Origin of the sequence: Streptomyces sp. NPDC014801 (assembly GCF_043082085.1) — a bacterium.
In the GTDB taxonomy this organism is placed as follows: Bacteria; Actinomycetota; Actinomycetes; order Streptomycetales; family Streptomycetaceae; genus Streptomyces.
Genome location: NZ_JBIBXG010000007.1, coordinates 460,238 through 480,088 on the forward strand (window position 1 = coordinate 460,238; position 19,851 = coordinate 480,088).

Annotated in this window: 20 protein-coding genes; 14 read left to right on the forward strand and 6 right to left on the reverse strand. The window is 72.8% G+C overall.

The window, feature by feature from the left end; translation table 11 throughout:
• Positions 1–16: 16 nt before the first annotated feature.
• Positions 17–901 (reverse strand): NADP-dependent oxidoreductase, encoded by an 885-nt coding sequence (locus ACF1AL_RS19670; RefSeq protein ID WP_391826644.1) that lies wholly within the window; start codon positions 899–901, stop codon positions 17–19.
• A gap of 124 nt (positions 902–1,025) precedes the next feature.
• On the opposite strand from ACF1AL_RS19670, the gene ACF1AL_RS19675 reads away from it, so the two are divergent.
• From ACF1AL_RS19675 to ACF1AL_RS19685, 3 genes are all read left to right on the forward strand, one after another.
• Complete coding sequence (locus ACF1AL_RS19675) at positions 1,026–1,442, forward strand: helix-turn-helix domain-containing protein (protein WP_366842060.1); 417 nt, start codon at positions 1,026–1,028, stop codon at positions 1,440–1,442.
• A 171-nt stretch (positions 1,443–1,613) separates the two neighbouring features.
• Positions 1,614–2,720: an LPXTG cell wall anchor domain-containing protein gene (locus tag ACF1AL_RS19680; RefSeq protein WP_391826646.1), complete on the forward strand. Its 1,107-nt coding sequence runs from the start codon at positions 1,614–1,616 to the stop codon at positions 2,718–2,720.
• Positions 2,721–2,869: 149 nt separating this feature from the next.
• The gene (locus tag ACF1AL_RS19685; protein WP_391826648.1) at positions 2,870–3,565 is read left to right on the forward strand and encodes a class F sortase; all 696 of its coding nucleotides are present in this window, start codon (positions 2,870–2,872) and stop codon (positions 3,563–3,565) included.
• 83 nt (positions 3,566–3,648) lie between these two features.
• Here the strand turns inward: ACF1AL_RS19685 and ACF1AL_RS19690 are convergent, their stop codons facing one another.
• Together ACF1AL_RS19690 and ACF1AL_RS19695 are read right to left on the reverse strand one after the other, a co-directional pair.
• Entirely contained in the window at positions 3,649–4,122 is a 474-nt protein-coding gene (locus ACF1AL_RS19690) for a MarR family winged helix-turn-helix transcriptional regulator (RefSeq protein WP_391706906.1), read from the reverse strand.
• Between the two features lie 73 nt (positions 4,123–4,195).
• Positions 4,196–4,762, reverse strand: a complete 567-nt coding sequence (locus tag ACF1AL_RS19695; RefSeq protein WP_391826650.1) for a hypothetical protein — start codon at positions 4,760–4,762, stop codon at positions 4,196–4,198.
• A 139-nt stretch (positions 4,763–4,901) separates the two neighbouring features.
• Between ACF1AL_RS19695 and ACF1AL_RS19700 the strand changes: the two genes are divergently transcribed.
• The 4 genes from ACF1AL_RS19700 to ACF1AL_RS19715 all read left to right on the forward strand — a co-directional run bounded on the left by ACF1AL_RS19700 (position 4,902) and on the right by ACF1AL_RS19715 (position 7,697).
• Positions 4,902–5,240 carry a YnfA family protein gene (locus ACF1AL_RS19700; RefSeq protein ID WP_384204226.1) on the forward strand — a complete coding sequence of 113 codons (339 nt, stop codon included), beginning with the start codon at positions 4,902–4,904 and terminating at the stop codon, positions 5,238–5,240.
• A 250-nt stretch (positions 5,241–5,490) separates the two neighbouring features.
• Positions 5,491–6,267: an SDR family NAD(P)-dependent oxidoreductase gene (locus tag ACF1AL_RS19705; protein ID WP_366842065.1), complete on the forward strand. Its 777-nt coding sequence runs from the start codon at positions 5,491–5,493 to the stop codon at positions 6,265–6,267.
• On the forward strand, positions 6,267–6,419 hold the full coding sequence (locus tag ACF1AL_RS19710; RefSeq protein ID WP_384204223.1) for a hypothetical protein: 153 nt from the start codon (positions 6,267–6,269) through the stop codon (positions 6,417–6,419). The genes ACF1AL_RS19705 and ACF1AL_RS19710 overlap by 1 nt, the downstream gene beginning before the upstream one ends.
• 6 nt (positions 6,420–6,425) lie before the next feature.
• Complete coding sequence (locus tag ACF1AL_RS19715) at positions 6,426–7,697, forward strand: tyrosine-protein phosphatase (protein WP_391826652.1); 1,272 nt, start codon at positions 6,426–6,428, stop codon at positions 7,695–7,697.
• Here ACF1AL_RS19715 and ACF1AL_RS19720 read toward each other — a convergent pair.
• Positions 7,687–8,880, reverse strand: coding sequence for an RtcB family protein (locus tag ACF1AL_RS19720; RefSeq protein WP_391826654.1), 1,194 nt, complete (start codon positions 8,878–8,880; stop codon positions 7,687–7,689). The two genes, ACF1AL_RS19715 and ACF1AL_RS19720, sit on opposite strands and share 11 nt — an antisense overlap.
• A 200-nt stretch (positions 8,881–9,080) precedes the next feature.
• Between ACF1AL_RS19720 and ACF1AL_RS19725 the strand changes: the two genes are divergently transcribed.
• From ACF1AL_RS19725 to ACF1AL_RS19735, 3 genes are all read left to right on the forward strand, one after another.
• Positions 9,081–9,929, forward strand: a complete 849-nt coding sequence (locus ACF1AL_RS19725; protein ID WP_384204217.1) for a DUF3558 domain-containing protein — start codon at positions 9,081–9,083, stop codon at positions 9,927–9,929.
• Between the two features lie 133 nt (positions 9,930–10,062).
• On the forward strand, positions 10,063–10,977 hold the full coding sequence (locus tag ACF1AL_RS19730) for a DUF3558 domain-containing protein (protein ID WP_386420915.1): 915 nt from the start codon (positions 10,063–10,065) through the stop codon (positions 10,975–10,977).
• Positions 10,978–11,131: 154 nt separating this feature from the next.
• Positions 11,132–12,484, forward strand: coding sequence for a DUF2637 domain-containing protein (locus ACF1AL_RS19735; protein ID WP_391826656.1), 1,353 nt, complete (start codon positions 11,132–11,134; stop codon positions 12,482–12,484).
• A gap of 129 nt (positions 12,485–12,613) precedes the next feature.
• Here ACF1AL_RS19735 and lysS read toward each other — a convergent pair whose 3' ends face one another.
• A complete protein-coding gene (lysS, locus tag ACF1AL_RS19740) occupies positions 12,614–14,368 on the reverse strand; it encodes a lysine--tRNA ligase (protein ID WP_391661907.1) in 1,755 nt (584 codons plus the stop codon).
• Between the two features lie 211 nt (positions 14,369–14,579).
• Here lysS and ACF1AL_RS19745 point away from each other — a divergent pair, with 211 nt between their 5' ends.
• The 4 genes from ACF1AL_RS19745 to argS all read left to right on the forward strand — a co-directional run bounded on the left by ACF1AL_RS19745 (position 14,580) and on the right by argS (position 19,423).
• On the forward strand, positions 14,580–15,902 hold the full coding sequence (locus ACF1AL_RS19745) for a hypothetical protein (RefSeq protein WP_391826658.1): 1,323 nt from the start codon (positions 14,580–14,582) through the stop codon (positions 15,900–15,902).
• A 57-nt stretch (positions 15,903–15,959) separates the two neighbouring features.
• Positions 15,960–17,090 carry a hypothetical protein gene (locus ACF1AL_RS19750; RefSeq protein ID WP_391826660.1) on the forward strand — a complete coding sequence of 377 codons (1,131 nt, stop codon included), beginning with the start codon at positions 15,960–15,962 and terminating at the stop codon, positions 17,088–17,090.
• Between the two features lie 4 nt (positions 17,091–17,094).
• Positions 17,095–17,565, forward strand: coding sequence for a hypothetical protein (locus tag ACF1AL_RS19755; RefSeq protein ID WP_391826662.1), 471 nt, complete (start codon positions 17,095–17,097; stop codon positions 17,563–17,565).
• 94 nt (positions 17,566–17,659) lie between these two features.
• Positions 17,660–19,423, forward strand: a complete 1,764-nt coding sequence (gene argS, locus ACF1AL_RS19760) for an arginine--tRNA ligase (protein ID WP_391821955.1) — start codon at positions 17,660–17,662, stop codon at positions 19,421–19,423.
• Between the two features lie 76 nt (positions 19,424–19,499).
• Here the strand turns inward: argS and ACF1AL_RS19765 are convergent, their stop codons facing one another.
• Entirely contained in the window at positions 19,500–19,775 is a 276-nt protein-coding gene (locus ACF1AL_RS19765) for a hypothetical protein (RefSeq protein WP_391707183.1), read from the reverse strand.
• Positions 19,776–19,851 lie beyond the last annotated feature (76 nt).

Genomic DNA, 19,851 nt, shown 5'->3' on the forward strand with positions numbered 1-19,851 from the left:
GGAGAGGAGGCCGGCGCTACGGCACCAGCACCAGGCGGCCACGCACCCCGCCCTCCGCGAGGCGGGCGTGCGCCTTGGCCGCGTCGTCCAGGGCGAACGTCTCGGCCACCCGCAGCGTCAGCACACCGTCGTCCACGAGCCGCACCAGCTCCGCCAGCCGCGCCCCGTCGGCGCCGACCTCGACCGCCGTGGTGCGCACCCCGCGCTCGGAGGCGGGCTGGGCCTGCGGAATCACTCCGGCGTACGCGCCGCCGTCCCGCACCCACGCCAGTGCCGTCCCGCCGAGAACCGCCGCGTCCAGCACCGCGTCGAAGGCACCCGCCGTCCCCTCGGTGACATGCGCGGCGCCCAGCGACCGCACCAGTTCCGCGTCGCCCTCGCGGGCCAGCCCCGTCACCGTGACGCCCCGGTGCGCGGCCAGCTGCACGGCGTACCCGCCGACCGCCCCGGCCGCCCCCGTGACCAGCAGCGACCGGCCCGGCGTCAGCTCCAGCAGATCCAGGGCCTGGACGGCGGTCAGCGCGTTCAGCGGCAGGGCCGCCGCGTGCACGGCGTCCACCGTGGCCGGGGCCGCCGCCACCGCGTCCGTGTCGACGACGACGTACTCCGCGTGGGCGCCGAGCGGCGCGGCCACGCCGGGGTGCAGCGCCACGACCTCGTCACCGACGTTCCAGGCCGAGGCGACCCCGGTCGCGTCGACCGTGCCGGCGACGTCCCAGCCCAGCCCGATCTGCTTGCCGGCGCCGCCGAACATACCGGCGCGCACGCCCGCGTCGACCGGGTTCAGCGCGCTCGCGGCCACCCTGATCCGCACCTGTCGCGCCCCCGGCTCCGGCAGAGCGGCCTCCACGATCTCCACGGCCTCCGGTCCGCCGAAGGTCCTCACGACTGCAGCACGCATGGCAACTCTCCCTGTTTCCGAAGCACTTGACTTGCTTCCTGTCCGGTGGAAACAACCGTAGGAAGAGTTACTATCCAGGGGGAAGTAGTTACCTGAAGGTGCGTACATCACCCGGAGGAGAGCCATGGCGACCACGACCGCCGCCCAGCGCCGCGACCAGGCCCGCATCGCGTACGACGCCTTCCTGCGCGAATGCCCCACCAACCAGCTCCTCGGCCGGCTCAGCGACAAGTGGGTCAGCCTGGTCGTCGCCGCCCTCTCCGGCGGCCCCCTGCGCTACAGCGACCTCAGCCGCAAGATCGCCGGCGTGAGCCCCAAGATGCTCACCCAGACCCTGCGCGCCCTCGAACGCGACGGCATCCTCACCCGCGCCGTCACCCCGTCCGTCCCGGTCCGCGTCGACTACGCGCTCACCCCGCTCGGCAGCAGCCTCGCCGCCCTGCTGACGGCGGTGAAGGACTGGGCGGAGACCCACTTCGACGAGGTCCACGCGGCCCGCGAGCGCTACGACGCCCAGAACGGCGGGCAGCCCGGCGAATGACCAGGCCAGAGGCTGTTACCGGGCGGTGACGGTTCCCGTATCGATCAAGGTCATGCGATCGGCAGACTGAACGCATCGCACACCGCCAGGGCCGAGACCGGGGGGCCGGACGGAACACCGCGCGGGGCGATCTCCTGCCGTCACCACTTTGCCGTCCCTGGGGGGATCACCATGTCTGCCGCATTCCCGCGCCACCGCTCCGTCCTCCGCGCCGCCGTCGCCACCGCCGCGCTCGCCGGCGCCCTGTTCGCCCCGGCCGCCGCCTTCGCCGCCGACGGCCAGGGCACCACCGCCGACGGCGGCTCCGCGTCGCACTGCACGGTGACGCAGACGATCCCCTCCGCCTTCGGCGGCTGGACCGTCGACCTCACCAACAGCCTGGCCAACGGCCCCAAGGCCGTCCTGAAGGACGACAAGGGCGCCACCGTGGCCACGGTGGACCGGGCCCACCCGGCCGACCTCACCAACGGCCTGAAGATCAAGAACGCGGACACGGTCAGCCCCGTCTTCCTGGACCGCAGCCAGGGCGACCCGGCGCCGTGGCGCGAGACGCCGTTCCCGGCCCTGCCGAAGGACTGCGTGCAGACGGGCACGGGCAGCGGCACGGGCACGGGTTCCGGGACGGGGACCGGCTCCGGGACCGGTACGGGGACGGGCACGGGCACGGGTACGGGGACCGGCACGGGCAGCGGTACGGGGACGGGCTCCGGCACCGGGACCGGCGGCGTCACCGTCATCGGCAAGTGCACCGTGCTGCAGACCATCCCCTCCCGCTTCGGCGGCTGGACGGTCGACCTGACCAACAGCCTGGCCAACGGCCCGAAGGCCGTCCTGAAGGACGACAAGGGCCGGGCGGTGTCCACCGTGGACCGCCACCGCCTGGAGGACACGGCCAACGGCCTGAAGATCAAGAACGCGTACGGCACCTCCCCGGTCTTCCTCGACAACAACCAGGGCGGCGACTCCCCCTGGCGCGAGACCCCCTTCCCGAAGCTCCCCAAGGGCTGCGTGAACACGGGCACCGACAAGGGCACCGGCACGGGCACGTCGAAGCCGACCGGCACGGGCACGGGCACCACCACGGGCACGCCGCAGACCGCCGCCAAGACCACCCAGACCAAGGTCGTCCCGGCCGGCGGTGTGGCCGCGGGCGCGGAGGGCACCGGCGGTGAGCAGAACACCGCGCTGCTCGTGGGCGGTACGGCCATCGCCGCGGCCGGTGTGATCGGCCTCGGTTACGTGGTGCGCCGCCGCCGCCGCGCCGGCGCGGGCGTCTGACCCCCCGTCACCCACCCACCCCGGGCGGGCCACCGGACTCCACCGGCGGCCCGCCCGATGCGTCCCCACTCGCTCCCACCCGCCCCACCGGCCCCACCGGCCCCAACCAGCCCCCACCCGGCCCACAGGGGCCCAGCCGAGGAATCCCGATGCACCCGCCCTCCGCCCAGGACGCCCCGTCCGCGCCCACCCGCCGCCGACTGCGCTGGATCGCGGTGGCGGCCGTGGCCGCGCTGGCCGTCGGCGGCGGGATGACGGTCACCGCCCTGCACGACGGCACGAGCGCGCCGGCCGCGCACGACCCGGCCGCACACCTGGCCGCCTCCGCACCGCCCGCGCCCGCCTCACCACCGGCCACGGCTGCGGCATCGCCCCCGCCGGCCCCGCTGCCGGCCTCCACGCCGGTCCGCGTCCGTATCCCCGCGGCCGGCGTCGACACCGCGCCCGTCCTCAGCCTGGGGCTGGCCGCCGACGGAACCGTCGAGGTGCCGTCCGTCGCCCAGGCCGACCGCATCGGCTGGTACCGGGAGGGCGTCACCCCGGGCCAGACCGGCCCGGCCGTCCTCATCGGCCACTACGACACGGTCGAGGGCCCGGCGGTCCTGCGCAACGTCGCCCGCGTCAGGCCCGGCGACACCATTACCGTCGACCGCGCCGACGGCCACGCCGCCGTCTTCGCCGTACGCACCCTGCAACAGGTCGACAAGAAGCGCTTCCCCACCCGCCAGGTCTACGGCGACACCACCCGCCCCGAACTACGCCTCATCACCTGCGGCGGCGACCTGCGCGACGGCCACCGCCCGGACAACATCATCCTGTACGCCGACCTGATACGGACGACCTGATACGGACGGCCTGATACGGACGACCCGATGCGGACGGTCTGACCGCCTGGCGAGACTCCGGCGACCGGGGCCCGCCGCCCCGCCTAGACCTCCCCAGCCCGCAGGCGGGCCACCTGGTGGGTGCCGAAGTCCGTGGTGCGGCGCATGTGGTCGACGATGACGCGGAGTTCGGCGTCGTCCAGGTCGTCGAAGAGGGCGTACCAGCCGCCGCCCAGCCGCTCCCACATGCGGCCGAACTCGGCGATCCGGTCCGGCACGGTTACCACCAGCACCTTGCGCCGGTCCGCCGTGTCCCGCTCGCGGCGCACATAGCCGGCCTTCTCCAGCCGGTCCACCAGCCGGGTCGCGGAACCGGTCGTCAGGCCCGTCAGCTCCGCGATCCGGCCCGTCGTCACCGGGCCGGCCTCCAGCGTGAGCAGGTTCAGGCACTGCAGGTCCGTGGGGTGCAGCCCGAGGTGGTCCGCGACGGCCTGGTTGAACAGCGCGTACGAGGCCATGTACCGGCGGGAGACCCCCGACAGCTCCTCCAGCAGCCGGGACCGCGCGTCCTGCGACATCCACCGCACCCTTCGCTTGCGTGATGCAGAAATCGTACGACGCAGGGACAGCCGCGGTCGCGGCCCGCGGAGGTCAGAAGGAGTACGCGTCCCCGGTGTCCAGGACCAGCACCTCGTGGCGGTCGTTCGCCCGGTTGTGGTCCGCCACGCCGCCGCCCCACAGGGTGCCGATCTCCAGCCGTACCTCCGCCGGCCGGCCGCGCAACCGCAGGTCCAGCGTGATCCGCTCGCCCACCTCGCCCGCGGCGAGCGCGCCCGTGCGGCACACCACGTCCCGCTCCCCCGTGCGCACGCACCCGTCCGGCAGCCGCTGCGCGTCCTGCGCCGGCGGAACCGACCAGCGCAGCCGGACCGCCGCCTCCGGCACCGCGGAGGGGCCGTGGTTGCGCGGCGTCAGCTCGACCCGGATCCGGCCCCGCCGCAGCTCCGCCGACCCGTGGTACGCGAGATCCGCCTCCCCCGCCGCCCGTTCGGACCGCCCGCCCTGCACGGCGCGCTCGGCCTGCTCGCCCCTGACCACCTGCCCGGCTCGGGCCTCCGGCTCCGCCGAGAGCCCCGTCCCGGCGGCGCCCGCCGGACCCGCCGCCGTGACCACGCCGAGCGCCGCCAGCGCCGTACCCCACATCGCAAGCCCGCGCACGCCACCCACTCCTCACCGGCCGTCGGTCACCTCCCTGCGATGTATCCCCCGCACGCCCCCGCGCAGGCGCCGTCCATCAGGTGACAGCCGCCCCGCCGGCACCGGCGGACCCCCTAGGAGCGTGTGCCAAGCTGCCCCCATGGCCGTCCTGCGTTCCGCCGCCCTGTTCGTCCTCGCCGCGATCCTGGAGATCGGCGGTGCCTGGCTGGTGTGGCAGGGCGTGCGCGAGCACCGCGGGTGGCTCTGGGCGACCGGCGGGATCCTCGCCCTCGGCGCGTACGGCTTCGTCGCCACCTTCCAGCCCGACGCCCACTTCGGCCGCGTCCTCGCCGCGTACGGCGGGATCTTCGTCGCCGGTTCGCTGCTGTGGGGCGCCGTCGCGGACGGCTACCGGCCCGACCGCTGGGACGTGACCGGCGCCCTCGTGTGCCTGGCCGGCATGGCCCTGATCATGTGGGCCCCGCGCGGCAACGGCTGACCACCCCGGCCGTACGCCCCCGCCGGGCCCCCAGGCCGCGAGGACTCCGGGCTTCCAGGCCGCCAAGCCGCCGGCCGCCAAGCCGCCAAGCCTCCGGGCACCCAGGCAGCCAGGCTTCCGGGCACCGCGGCCGCCAAGCCGCCACAGCACCCTCCCCCACCCCACCGCCCTAGCGGCGCCCGACCGGGCCGCCACCCCCGTCGCCTACCCTGGGCGCAGACCGATCGCACACGCGCCCGAGGAGCAGCCCATGGCCACCGCCGCCCCGTCCGCCGCCTCCCGCATCGCCGTCGTCACCGGCGCGAGCAGCGGCATCGGCGCCGCCACGGCCCGCCGTCTCGCCGCCGCGGGCTACCGCGTCGTCCTCACCGCCCGCCGCAAGGACCGTATCGAGGCGATCGCCGAGGAGATCAACGCCGCCGGGCACTCGGCCACCGCCTACCCGCTCGACGTCACGGACCGCAACGCCGTCGACGAGTTCGCGACCGCCTTCTCGACGATCGGCGTGCTGGTGAACAACGCCGGCGGTGCCCTCGGCGCCGACCCGGTCGCCACCGGCGACCCGGACGACTGGCGCACGATGTACGAGACGAACGTCATCGGCACCCTCAACCTCACCCAGGCCCTGCTGCCCAAGCTGGAGGCGAGCGGCGACGGCACGGTCGTCGTCGTGTCGTCCACCGCCGGCCACGCCACCTACGAGGGCGGCGCCGGCTACGTCGCCGCCAAGCACGGCGCGCACGTCCTCGCCGAGACGCTGCGCCTGGAGATCGTCGGCAAGCCGGTCCGGGTCATCGAGGTCGCGCCCGGCATGGTCAAGACCGAGGAGTTCGCCCTCACCCGCTTCGGCGGCGACCGGGAGCGGGCCGAGAAGGTCTACCAGGGCGTCGCCGAGCCGCTCACCGCCGACGACGTCGCCGAGACCATCACCTGGACGGTCACCCGCCCCAGCCACGTCAACATCGACCTGCTGGTGGTCCGCCCGCGCGCCCAGGCCTCCAACACCAAGGTCCACCGGGAGCCCTGATGGCCGACGAGCCCGAACCGTCCCTGGAACAGCGCCGGCTGGCCCAGGAGACCAAGGACGAACGCCAGGTGTGGATCTTCCTGGCGTACTTCCTCTTCGGCATCCACATCGTGGCGTTCATCATGATCTACGCCGTCCGGCACGCTAAATAGGACGTCGTGGAACGACACATATCCTTCGACGCCCTGCGCAACTTCCGCGACCTGGGCGGCTACCCGACCCCGGACGGCACCCACCGCGTCCGTCCGGGGCTCCTCTACCGCTCCGACTCCCTGGGCAAACTCGCCCCGGGCAGCGCGGACTGGGACCGCTTCCTGGCCCTCGGCATCGGCACGGTCGTCGACCTGCGCTACCCGTGGGAGATCGAGCGCGCCGGACGCGTCCCCGAGCACCCGTCCCTCACCTACCACAACCTGAGCATCGAGCACCGCCCGTACGACCAGGCCGCGTTGACGCCGGACATCGAACCGGGCCCGTATCTCGCCGAGCGCTTCATGGAGGTGGCGGAGGACGGCGTCAAGGAGATCCGGGCCGCGCTGGAGACGATCGCCGCCTCGGCACGCGCCGGCACCCCCGTCGTCTTCCACTGCGCCTCCGGCAAGGACCGCACCGGTGAGATCGCGGCCCTCGTCCTCGCCCTCCTCGGCCTCGACGAGCCGACGATCGTCGAGGACTTCAGCCTGACGGAACTCGCCACCGCGGCCCTGCTCGCGGACTGGCGCACCCGCAACGGCGGCGCGACCCCCGCCTGGCCCGGCTGGGGCCGCGCCCCCGCGGCGGTGATGCGCCTGTTCCTCGCCGCCCTCACGGAGCGGTACGGCAGCGTCGAGGGGTACGTCGCGCAGGCCCTCGGCCTGGACGCGGACGCCCTCGCGGCCACCCTGCGCGAGGCCCTGCTGGAACCGCGCCCCACCACCTGGCCGCCCCTGACGTTCCGCGAGGCCACCGAGGCCGACGCCGCCGCCCTGGTCCGCCTGCGCGACAGCGCGGCACTGTGGCAGCTGGCCCGCGGCATCGACCAGTGGAAGCCGGGCGAGAAGGACGAGGCGCACTTCGTCCGCCGGATGCGCGAGGGCGAGGTCTGGCTCACCCACGCCGGCGGTGTCCTCGTCGGCGCCTGGGAACTGTGGTGGTCCGACGAGGCGGCCTGGGGCCCCCGCCCCGCCGACGCCGGCTACATCCACCGCCTGATGACGGTCCCCCACACCGCCCCGCCCGGCACGGGCCGCGCGATGCTGGCGCAGGCGGAGTCCCGCATCACGGCAACGGGCCGCCCCCACGCCCGCCTGGACTGCCTCTCCACCAACCCCCGCCTGCGCGCCTACTACGAGTCGGCGGGCTACGAGGTGGCGGGCGAACAGCCCGCAAAGACGGACGCCGGCGGCAGCCCGTACGCCGTGACCCTGCTGGAGAAGCGGCTCAGCCCTTGACGCAGACCACCTGCTTCAGCTTCGCCACGACCTCCACGAGGTCCCGCTGCTGGTCGATGACCTGCTCGATCGGCTTGTAGGCGCCCGGGATCTCGTCGACGACGCCGGAGTCCTTGCGGCACTCCACGCCCTGGGTCTGCTCCTGAAGATCCTTGGTCGTGAAGCGCCGCTTGGCCGCGTTGCGGCTCATGCGCCGGCCCGCGCCGTGCGAGGCGGAGTTGAAGGACTTGTCGTTGCCAAGGCCCTTCACGATGTACGAACCGGTGCCCATCGAGCCGGGGATGATCCCGTAGTCGCCGGAGCCGGCCCGGATCGCGCCCTTGCGGGTCACGAGCAGGTCCATGCCGTCGTACCGCTCCTCCGCCACGTAGTTGTGGTGGCAGGAGATCTCCGGCTCGAAGGTCGGCTTGGCCTTCCTGAACTCCTTGCGGATCACGTCCTTCAGGAGCGCCATCATGATCGTGCGGTTGTACTTGGCGTACTCCTGCGCCCAGAACAGGTCGTTGCGGTAGGCCGCCATCTGCGGGGTGTCCGCGACGAAGACGGCGAGATCGCGATCGACCAGGCCCTGGTTGTGCGGGAGCTTCTGGGCCACGCCGATGTGGTGCTCGGCGAGTTCCTTGCCGATGTTGCGGGAGCCGGAGTGCAGCATCAGCCAGACAGAACCGGTCGAATCAGCACAAACTTCAACGAAGTGGTTCCCCGATCCGAGCGTGCCCATCTGCTTCGTGGCGCGCTCCTCGCGGAACTTCACCGCCTCGGCGACGCCGCCGAACCGCCCCCAGAAGTCCTCCCAGCCGGCGGTGGCGAAGCCGTGCAGGCGGCTCGGGTCGACGGGGTCGTCGTGCATGCCCCGCCCCACCGGGATCGCCTGCTCGATCTTCGAGCGCAGGCGGGAGAGGTCGCCCGGGAGGTCGTTCGCCGTCAGGGACGTCCGTACCGCCGACATGCCGCAGCCGATGTCCACGCCGACCGCCGCCGGGCACACCGCGCCCCGCATCGCGATGACGGACCCGACCGTCGCCCCCTTGCCGTAGTGCACGTCCGGCATCACGGCGAGGCCCTTGATCCACGGCAGGGTCGCCACGTTCTGCAGCTGCTGCATCGCCGCGCCCTCGACCGTCGCCGGATCCGCCCACATGCGGATCGGGACCTTCGCGCCCGGCAGCTCCACGTACGCCATCTCGACTACCTCGTTCCCCCGGAAAACATTTCAAAAGACTCGAATCGCAAAACCGGTGCCAAGGTCGACGAAAAGGACAACGGACCGGCATCCACGGTCGTGCGTGCGATACACATGGTGCACTGGGGGCGCCCCCGTGCGGCAAGCGAATAACCAGCGCGGACGCGACCGTCCCCGCACTGTCGAGAGGAGCCTCACCCGTGCAGCGCAAGGCGTACGTACCCGGCACCGTCGCCCTTCTCGCGGCGCTGCTGGCCGCCTGCACCAGCGGCTCCGACGAAGGCGCCGCCACCGACAACTCCAACCCCGGCCGACCGGGCACCGCCACCGCGGCCGCCGAGCCCGGCAAGTACCGCACCCTGCCCGAACCGTGCGGCGTGGTCGGCCACGACACCCTCGACGCGCTGCTGCCCGGCATCCGGCAGCTCACCGACGAGGAGCAGCGGCAGAAGGCGTACGAGGGCGAGGCGGCCCTGACATACAACACGGACCGCAAGGTGGGCTGCCGTTGGAAGGTGGAGTCCGCGGCCGCCACCGACCACCTCTCCGTCGACTTCGAGCGGGTCGTCTCCTACGACGGTGCCGTCAGCGACGACAGCCAGGCCCAGCAGCTGTTCGCCCGGCTGCAGACCGCGGCCGGCCTGCCGGCGCCGAGCACCTCGGCCACCTCCGACTTCGGCGGCGGCGGCGCGGCCGGCACCCCGTCGGGCGCGCCCTCCGCCTCCACGTCGCCGTCCGGTTCGCCGTCCAACTCCCCTTCCTCCACGGTCTCCGGCTCCACCTCGCCGTCGCCGTCCTCCACGGTCGAGCTGCAGCCACGCACCCTGGACGACGTCGGTGACGAGGCGTTCCTCGACGACCAGCTGGGCGGCCCCGGTTCGACGGCCAAACAGCGCACCGTGACTGTGGCGTTCCGCACGTCCAACGTCATCGTGACCATCCGGTACGAGGAGCAGCCGACGACCGTCGGCGTGGTCCCGGACAGCAAGGAAATGCAGGACAGGGCCCGGAAACTGGCCGCACAACTGGACGATTCGCTGACCGGCTGACCCGCCCCGCGCCGCCCGCGGGGGCCGTCCGGGAAGCGGACGAGGCACGGCGGCGCGGCGTGCGCACGGCGTACCGTGGCCCCTCGGACCCGTTCCGACCGCAGGAACCACGAGCCACATGAGTGAAGGAACCATGCAGCGACGAGCCCAGCGTGACGACCAGCGAGTGAAGCGAGAAGAGCGCCCGCAGCGCGTATCGCGGCTGAACCGCGTCCTTGTCTGCGCGGCCGCCGTCCCCGTGATGCTGGTGGCCGCCGGCTGCTCCTCCTCGGACTCCTCCTCCGGCTCCGGCGACCAGGACAAGGCCGCCTCCGGCGCCGGTGCGAGCACCTCCTCGTCGGCGAGCGCGTCGCCGACCGTGCAGGCGGCGGCGTACGCCAAGCTGCCGCAGGCGTGCGGGGTGCTGACGCAGAAGACCCTGCAGGGCCTGGTGCCCAAGGGCACCAAGGGCAAGGAGGGCAGCTCCAGCGACATCGCCACGCGGGCCAGCTGCTCCTGGAGCAGCCTGGACAACAAGGGCGTGAAGGGCTCGCAGTTCCGCTGGCTCAACGTCGCCCTGCTGCGCTTCGACTCGGACGCCGCGCGCGGCTCCGGCGACCAGCAGGCGCACGCGTACTTCACCAAGCAGGTGCAGGACGCGCGGTCGACGGCCGGCGCGCAGAACACCACCTCGCGGCCGGTCGCCGGGACCGGCGACGAGGCGACGACGGTCCGCTACGACCTGAAGAAGAAGGAGGGCGACTTCAAGCAGCAGACGGTGGTCGCCCGCGTCGAGAACGTCGTCGTGACCGTCGACTACAACGGTGCCGGTCTCGCCGGCGACAAGGCGCCCAGCGCCGACGAGCTGACGAAGGCCGCCGAGCAGGCGGTGAAGGAGGCCGTGGCCTCGGTGGCGGCCGCCAACGGCGACGGCAGCGCGCCGGGCGGGGGTACGGCGTCCAAGGCGCCGTCGGGTTCCCCGTCGGCGTCGAAGCCCGCCTCCCCGTCGGCGTCCGCGTCGCGGTCCGCCACCCCGTCGGCCTCGGCGTCGGCCGCGAAGAAGAGCTGACGCCCTTCCGCTCGGTCAACTGGGCCCGGTCTGGGCCCGTTTGCCGGAGCCCGTCCCTCCGCTGGGGCGGGCTCCCGCCGCACCGGCGACACGTTCGCCGCACACATGTGCCACCCTGTTGCGCGCAACAGCATGCAAGGGGAGGGGAGTACGCGTGGCCGCGCCACCGCAGCTGACTCGGATGCACCGCATACTCATCGGTGTCGTCGTGTCGGGCGCCCTGATCATCGCCGGTATCGGTTTCGCCGGGTCCTACGCCGCCGTCCGCGAACTGGCGATCAAGAAGGGCTTCGGCAACTTCTCCTACGTCTTCCCGATCGGCATCGACGCGGGCATCTGCGTACTGCTCGCCCTCGACCTGCTGCTGACCTGGATCCGCATCCCCTTCCCGCTGCTGCGCCAGACCGCCTGGCTGCTGACCGCGGCCACCATCGCCTTCAACGGCGCCGCCGCCTGGCCCGACCCCCTCGGCGTCGGCATGCACGCGGTCATCCCGATCCTCTTCGTCGTCTCCGTCGAGGCCGCCCGGCACGCCATCGGCCGCATCGCCGACATCACCGCGGACCGCCACATGGAGGGCGTCCGCCTGATGCGCTGGGTCCTCTCCCCGCTGCCCACCTTCCTGCTGTGGCGGCGCATGAAACTGTGGGAACTGCGCTCCTACGAACAGGTCATCAAGCTCGAACAGGAACGCCTCGTCTACCAGGCCCGCCTGCGCTCCCGCTTCGGCCGCGCCTGGCGCCGCAAGGCCCCCGTCGAATCCCTGATGCCCCTGCGCCTGGCCCGCTACGGAGTCCCCCTCTCCGAAACAGCCCCCGCCGGCCTCGCAGCAGCAGGCATCGAGCCGGCCCTGATCCCTGCAGCGCCGAGGCCGGAGCTCGATGCGGCTGCGCAGCCGCAGTCCGTGCCTTCCGTAGCTGCGGGCAGTCGTGCCGCTGGGGCGGCACGGGTGGGCGCTGGGGGTACCTCCCAGGCCGTTCAGGCACTGGGGGAGGCGCCTCACAGCGAGCAGCGCCTTGAACCCGCCGACGACTACGCCGGGCAACCGGTCGACGAACCCGTACTCGACGAGAGCCCTTGGTTCCACAACGTCCGCGAGGTCGAGTACCAGGGCGGTTACGACCCCGACTACGACCCCGCAGAGCAATACGCCCAGTGGATCGCCGAGCAACAGCAAGCCGAGCAGTACGAGGACCAGTACCAGGAAGAACCCCCCTTGGAGGAGCCCTCTCCGGAGGAGACCGGCAGTTTCCCCATCCCCGTCGGCCCCAACCGCACCCGCGAACTCGGCGACGGCGGCGGCACGCCGGACCCCGAGCCGACGGAGGAGGACTTCTACCTGGTCTTCCGCAAGTCGATCGACGGCAGCTACCCCACCGCCGCCCAGTTCCGTGAGGACGTGGAGGCGACGTTCGGCATCACCCTGTCCAAGCGGGACGCCGAGCGGATGGTGAACCGCTTCTCCAACCGCTACACCGCGGAACTGCAGGACGACCACATCGCGTGAGCGCGGCGCCCGCAGACGTACACGCACAGGCGCAGCGAGAAGGGGCCCTCCACCGGTGGAGGGCCCCTTCTCACGTGCGGTGAACCGGCGCGGTGAACCGGGCGAGGTGAACCGGCGCGGTACCGGCGCCTACTCGCCGAGCAGGCGCCGCACCCGCTCCTGCCCCACCGCGAGCAGCAGCGTGGGCAGGCGCGGACCGGTGTCCCGCCCGACCAGCAGGTGGTAGAGCAGCGCGAAGAAGGACCGCTGGGCGGTCTTGATCTCCGGCGGCAGCTCCTTGGGCGTGGCGTCGGCGGAGAACCCGGCCTGGACCTTCGGCACGCCGTAGACGAGGTGGGTCAGCCCGTCCAGCGACCAGTGCTCGGCGAGCCCGTCGAGCAGCAGCCGCAGCGACTCGCGGCCGGCGTCGTCGAGGGACTTCAGCAGCTCGGTGTCGGGCTCCTCGCGCACGATGGTGCGCTGGTCGGCGGGGACGTAGGTGTTGATCCACGCCTCGGCCCGGTCGTAGCGGGGCCGGGCCTCGTCCAGGGAGGCGAGCGGCTGCTCCGGGTCCAGTTCGCTGAGGATGCGCAGCGCCTGGTCCTCGTGGCCGGCGGTGATGTCGGCGACGGAGGCCAGCGTGCGGTACGGCAGCGGGCGGGCCGTCTTCGGCAGCTCGCCGGCGGCGGTGCGCACGGCGCGGGAGTGCGCGGCGACGTCGGCCGGGAGGGCCGTGCCGTCGGCGACCTTGGCGTCGAGGCGGTCCCACTCGTCGTAGAGCCGCTGGATCTCCTGGTCGAAGGCGATCTTGAAGGACTGGTTGGGCTTGCGGCGGGCGTACAGCCAGCGCAGCAGCTGCGGCTCCATGATCTTCAGCGCGTCGGCCGGGGTGGGCACGCCACCGCGGGACGACGACATCTTCGCCATGCCGGAGATGCCGACGAAGGCGTACATGGGGCCGATGGGCTGCTTGCCGCCGAAGATCCCGACGATCTGGCCGCCGACCTGGAAGGAGGAGCCGGGCGAGGAGTGGTCCACGCCGGACGGCTCGAAGATCACGCCCTCGTAGGCCCAGCGCATGGGCCAGTCGACCTTCCAGACCAGCTTGCCGCGGTTGAACTCGCTGAGCCGGACGGTCTCGGAGAAGCCGCAGGCGGTGCAGGCGTAAGTCATCTCCGTGGAGTCGTCGTCGTACGCGGTGACCGTGGTGAGGTCCTTCTCGCAGTTGCCGCAGTACGGCTTGTACGGGAAGTACCCGGCGGAGCCGGAGGAGCCGTCGTCCTCGCCGGCGGCGCCGGAGCCCTCGGCGGCCTCCAGCTCGGCCTCGTCGACCGGCTTCTGCCCTGCCTGCTGCTTCTTGACGTCGGCCGGCTTGGGCTTGGTGCGGTACTGGTCGAGGATCGCGTCGATGTCCTTCCGGTGCTTCATGGCGTGCAGGATCTGCTCGCGGTAGGCACCGGAGGTGTACTGCTCGGTCTGGCTGATCCCGTCGTACTCGACGCCGAGCGCGGCCAGCGACTCGATCATGGCCGCCTTGAAGTGCTCGGCCCAGCTGGAGTACGGCGAGCCCTTCGGCGCGGGGACCGAGGTGAGCGGCTTGCCGATGTGCTCGGCCCAGGTCTCGTCGATCCCGGGGACGCCGGCCGGCACCTTGCGGTAGCGGTCGTAGTCGTCCCAGGAGATCAGGTGGCGCACCTGGTGGCCCCGGCGGCGGATCTCGTCGGCGACCAGGTGCGGGGTCATGACCTCGCGCAGGTTGCCCAGGTGGATGGGGCCGGAGGGAGAGAGTCCGGAGGCGACGACGACCGGTTTGCCCGGGGCCCGACGCTCCGATTCCTCGATGACCTCATCCGCGAAACGGGAGACCCAGTCGGTGGTCTCGGTGCTCTGAGCCACGATCGGCACGTCCTCTTTTTCTGGAGTTCTCAGGGGGAGTTCTCAGACGGCGGCCGTACGGTCGCAGGGCCGCGCGCACCCATTGTCCCAGGCCCGGCCCCGAGCCGGAAAACGACTTCTCCCACACTTCTCCCGGGCTTGCCCCAGGCTTGGCACAACCGTTCCCCCGGCCCGCTGGTCCAACTGCTCGACGGACCGGCCGACGGGAGAGGTGGGGGCCATGCGGGGCAGCGGCAGACGGGCACGGATCGGCGGGGCGGCCGCGGCGGCGCTGCTGCTCGGGGCGGCACCGGCGGCGTGGGCGGCGGAGACGGCTCCTGCCGGGCCGGCGGCCTCCTCGCAGGCGTCGCCGACGGCCACGGCCTCCGCCTCCGCCTCGGCCTCGGCGGATCCGGTGACGCCGTCTTCGGGTCCGGTGACGCCGCCTTCGGATCCGGCCGCCCCGCCGGTGACGACCCCCGCGGCTCCGACGGCGCGGCCGGTCCCGGCGGCCCCGGTGCGTCCGGCGGCCCCCGCCGCACCGGCGGCGCCCGCCGCCCCGTCCCAGGCGGACGTCCGCACGACCCTGAGCCCGGAGCCGGCGACGGTGGCCCCCGGCCGGATCTTCCAGCTGAACGTGAGCACGGACCTGATCACGGGCACGGTCCCGGAGCTGGCCACGGTGATCACGCTCCCGCGCGGGCTGACCTACCAGCGCCCCACGGAGCACAACGACCTGGAGTACATCCGCTGCGTGCCGTCCGCGGACGGGCGCACCGTCACCTGCCGCTCCCTGGACGCGCCGCACGAGCACGTGTGGGAGCAGCTGGCCGTGCGGATCGACCCGGACGTGGCGGTGGGCACCACGCTGCCGATCACGGCGACGACGGTCATCGGGGACGCGGTCGACACGCACCCGGAGGACAACACGGCGTCGGTGTCCGTGACGGCCGGCTCCGGCCCGGACCTCGGCGTGGTGTGGAAGCAGGACCGGATCTCGGTGCGGCCCGGCGAGGACGTGCACACCGAGCTGGTGCTGACCAACCACGGCCCCGGCGCGGTCCGGTACACGGCGGTGCGCTTCTGGATGGGCTGGGACTACTGGCCGAAGCCGGGCTACGACCAGGGCTGCTGGGCCGACCCGGGCGAGCTGACCTGCGATGTCCTGGACCTGGCCGCGGGCGAGTCCCGCACCTACTCCTTCACCTGGAACTTCCCGGCCAAGGCCGCCGGCACCACCTACCGGGTGCCGACCGGCGTCTACCCCACCGGCCTCCTCGACCCGAACCCGGCGAACGACGAGGCCCCGATCACCTTCACGATCACCAAGCCGGGCACGCCCGCCCCGAAGCCGACGCCCACCGGCCCTGCGACCCCCGCCGCGCCCGCGACACCGCCGGCCGCCACTGGGGTGACCCCGCAGGGCGGAGGCGGCGGGCTCGCGGCGACCGGGTCGGACGGACTGCCCCTCGCCGGTGCGGCGGCCGCCCTGGTGCTGACCGGCGGCGTGCTCGTGGCGCGGGCCCGCGGCCGTCGCCGGGAGCAGGGCTCTCACGCGCACTGAGCGGCGACACGCCGCTGTCGCCCTTCGCACACTCGACGAACACGGAGAAGAATGCACATGCCAAGACGCTGGGCACGCGCGCACGCCGTCATGGGAAGCGCCGCGCTGACTCTGCTGGCCGTATCGGCGACCGCGGCGCAGGCGGCGCCGGCCGCCGACCCGGTCGACGTGTCCGTACAACAGAGGTTCGTCCACGACATGGTCGCCCCGGGCGGGACGGTGGCGATCCACGTCTCTGCCGGGGCCCTCACCGGCCGGCTTCCCCACCTGGCGCTCACGACGACGCTGCCGGCGGGCGTGACGTACGCGGGCGTCGGCGAGGGCACGCACGACGACTGCACGGTGTCCGCCGACGGCCGCACCCTGACCTGCGTACGCAAGGACGACTCGGCGCGGTCGGTGTCGGCCTCCGTCAACGTCAAGGTCGGCCAGGACGTGCCCGTGGGCACGGAGCTGTCGTTCACCACCACCGCCGACATCGGGGACACCGTCGATCCGAAGCCCGCGAACAACACCGAGTCGGGCTCGGTGAAGGTCCGGCAGCCGGCAGACCTCGGCATCGCCTGGCAGGCTCCGGCCGGTCCGGTGAAGACCGGGCAGGACGTGAAGACGTCTTTGGTGGTGACCAACCACGGTCCGGGCGCGGTCCCGCTGGAGGCCGTGCGCCTGACCATGGACGGGCCCTACGGGCCCGAGACGATGGACCGCGGCTGCTGGTGGGACCCGTACATGATCACCTGCGACGTCTTCCGTGAGGTGGCGCCGGGCGAGACGGTCACGCTCCCCTTCACCTGGAATTTCCCCGACAAGGCCGCCGGCACCACGCAGCGCGTGCCCACCGAGCTGTACGGCAGCAGCCCCCTGGACGGCAACCCGGCCAACGACAAGGCCACGCTCGTCCTGAAGATCGTCAAGGGCTCCGGGCCGACACCGACCCCGAAGCCGACACCGACCCCGACGCCGACCTCGAATCCCACGGCGACGCCCTCCGGCACGCCGGCGCCCACGCCGTCCTCCTCCACGACGGCGCCCGCCACCGGCACCGGCGCGACCCCGCGGGGCGGTGACGGCCGGCTCGCCGCGACCGGCACCGCCCCGCTGACCGCGGTGGGCGCCACGGCCGCGGCGCTCACCGTCGCGGGCGGCGCGCTCGTGCTGGCGCGACGCACCCGCCGCCGGGAGCACTGAGCCGGTGTCCCGCCGATGGGCCGTGGGCGCGGCCGTGCTCGCTTTGCTGGCCGCGCCCACGCCCCTGGCGCGGGCGGTGGACCCCGTCACCGCCGGCGGGTCCGCCGACCTGCGCCTCGCGTGGCGCGAGCCCTCCGGGCCGGTCGCTCCCGGCGAGAGCGTCGAGACGCCCCTGGTGGTGACGAACCACGGTCCGGCCACGGCCACCCTCCCCGTGGGCCGGCGCTTCCCGCGCGAGGCGGCCGGCACGACCTACGAGGCGCCGGCCTCCGTCGGCGGCGTCCCGGACGACCCGGACATGTCGAACAACGCGGACAGCGTCCACTTCGTCATCGCCGCCCCGCCCCCGGCCCCCCACCGCCCGGCCCGCGACGCCACCGCCGGGGCGACCGTCACCGCCGGGGCGGCCGCAGGCGCCTTGGTGGCCGCCGGGGGCGCGGTGCTGCTGTGGAGGCCGTCGCGCCGCGCCCGCTGACGGCGGGTGCCGTACGAGCCCAGAAAACCGCTTCACCCCCCGTGGGATACTGGCCGTGTCCAGACACCCCACGAGGAGAACGGCACCCATTCCTATGGCCTCGGTCACGTCCCTCACCGCTTCCGTCCACCAGCGCCTCGCGTCCGCGCTGTCGGCTGCCCTTCCCGAGGCCGCCGGCGCGGACCCGCTGCTGCGACGAAGCGACCGGGCGGACTACCAGGCCAACGGCATCCTCGCCCTCGCCAAGAAGGCCAAGGCCAACCCGCGGGAACTGGCCACGCAGGTCGTCGCGCAGGTGACCACCGGTGACGTGATCAAGGACGTCGAGGTCTCCGGCCCCGGCTTCCTGAACGTCACGGTCACCGACCGGGCGATCACCGAGAACCTCGCCGCGCGCGCCGCGGACACCGACGGCCGGCTCGGCGTGCCCCACGCGGAGCACCCGGGCACCACGGTCGTCGACTACGCGCAGCCGAACGTGGCGAAGGAGATGCACGTCGGTCACCTGCGCTCCGCGGTGATCGGCGACTCGGTGGTGCAGCTGCTGGAGTTCACCGGCGAGAACGTGGTGCGCCGGCATCACATCGGCGACTGGGGCACCCAGTTCGGCATGCTCATCCAGTACCTGGACGAGCACCCGCACGAGCTGGACCACCAGGGCGGCGAGGTGAGCGGTGAGGAGGCGATGTCCAACCTGGACCGCCTCTACAAGGCCGCGCGCAAGAAGTTCGACTCCGACGAGGAGTTCAAGACGCGCGCCCGCCGCCGGGTGGTGGACCTGCAGGCCGGCGACGAGCACACGCTCGCCATGTGGCAGAAGTTCGTGGACGAGTCGAAGATCTACTTCTTCTCCGTCTTCGAGAAGCTGGACATGGAGGTCCGCGACCCCGACATCGTCGGCGAGTCCGGCTACAACGACATGCTCGCGGAGACCTGCCGCCTGCTGGAGGAGTCCGGCGTCGCGGTCCGCTCCGAGGGCGCGCTGTGCGTCTTCTTCGACGACATCAAGGGCCCGGACGGCAACCCGGTCCCGCTGATCGTGCAGAAGTCGGACGGCGGTTACGGCTACGCGGCCACCGACCTGTCCGCGATCCGCGACCGCGTGTTCAACCTGAAGGCGAACACGCTGCTGTACGTGGTGGACGCCCGCCAGTCCCTGCACTTCAAGATGGTCTTCGAGACGGCCCGCCGCGCCGGCTGGCTGAACGACGACGTCAAGGCGCACCAGCTGGCCTTCGGCACGGTCCTCGGCAAGGACGGCAAGCCCTTCAAGACGCGTGAGGGCGAGACGGTCCGTCTGGTCGACCTCCTCGACGAGGCGATCGACCGCGCCTCGGCCGTGGTCCGCGAGAAGGCGCAGGACCTGTCCGAGGAGGAGATCGCCGAGCGGGGCGCCCAGGTGGGCATCGGCGCGGTGAAGTACGCGGACCTGTCGACGTCGGCGAACCGGGACTACAAGTTCGACCTGGACCAGATGGTCTCCCTGAACGGCGACACGTCGGTCTACCTCCAGTACGCCTACGCCCGTATCCAGTCCATCCTCCGCAAGGCCGGCGAGGTCCGCCCCGCCGCCCACCCGGAGCTGGAGCTGCACGAGGCGGAGCGCGCGCTGGGCCTGCACGTGGACGCGTTCGCGGAGGTCGTCGCGGAGGCGGCGACGGAGTACGCCCCCCACAAGATGACGGCGTACCTGTACCAGCTGGCGTCCCTGTACACGACGTTCTACGACAAGTGCCCGGTGCTGAAGGCCGAGACGCCGGAGCAGGTGGAAAACCGCCTGTTCCTCTGCGACGTGACGGCCAAGACCCTCCACCAGGGCATGGCCCTCCTGGGCATCAGGACCCCCGAGCGCCTCTGACCGCGAGCGCACGACCGACGGCCCCGCCCGGATCTTCCGGGTGGGGCCGTCGGCATTCAGGGCAGTCCGCGAGCACTCACTCCACCGGTGACTGCTCCCCGATCTTCAGATAGAGCTCGCCGCTGGCCGAGTTGGCGTACTCGGACGCGACCCAGCCCGCAGCGCCGAGAATGGTGCGGACCGCCGAGCGCATGGCCTCCGCCGCGGCGGAACCCACGGCCAGCGCCCAGGGGTCCGGTCCGCCCGGCCCGAGAAGCTGCCGCGTCAGCTCCGGATGCGGAGCCCACTTGACGTAGACCCCCGCGGAGTCGTCGCTGTACGGCGCGTGGAAGACGACGGCTCCGGAGACCACCCTGCTCAGTCCGTCGAACGAGCTTCCGGCGTAGACGGCCGGAATCCCTGCCTGAGCCAGGTCATCGCGAACCTGG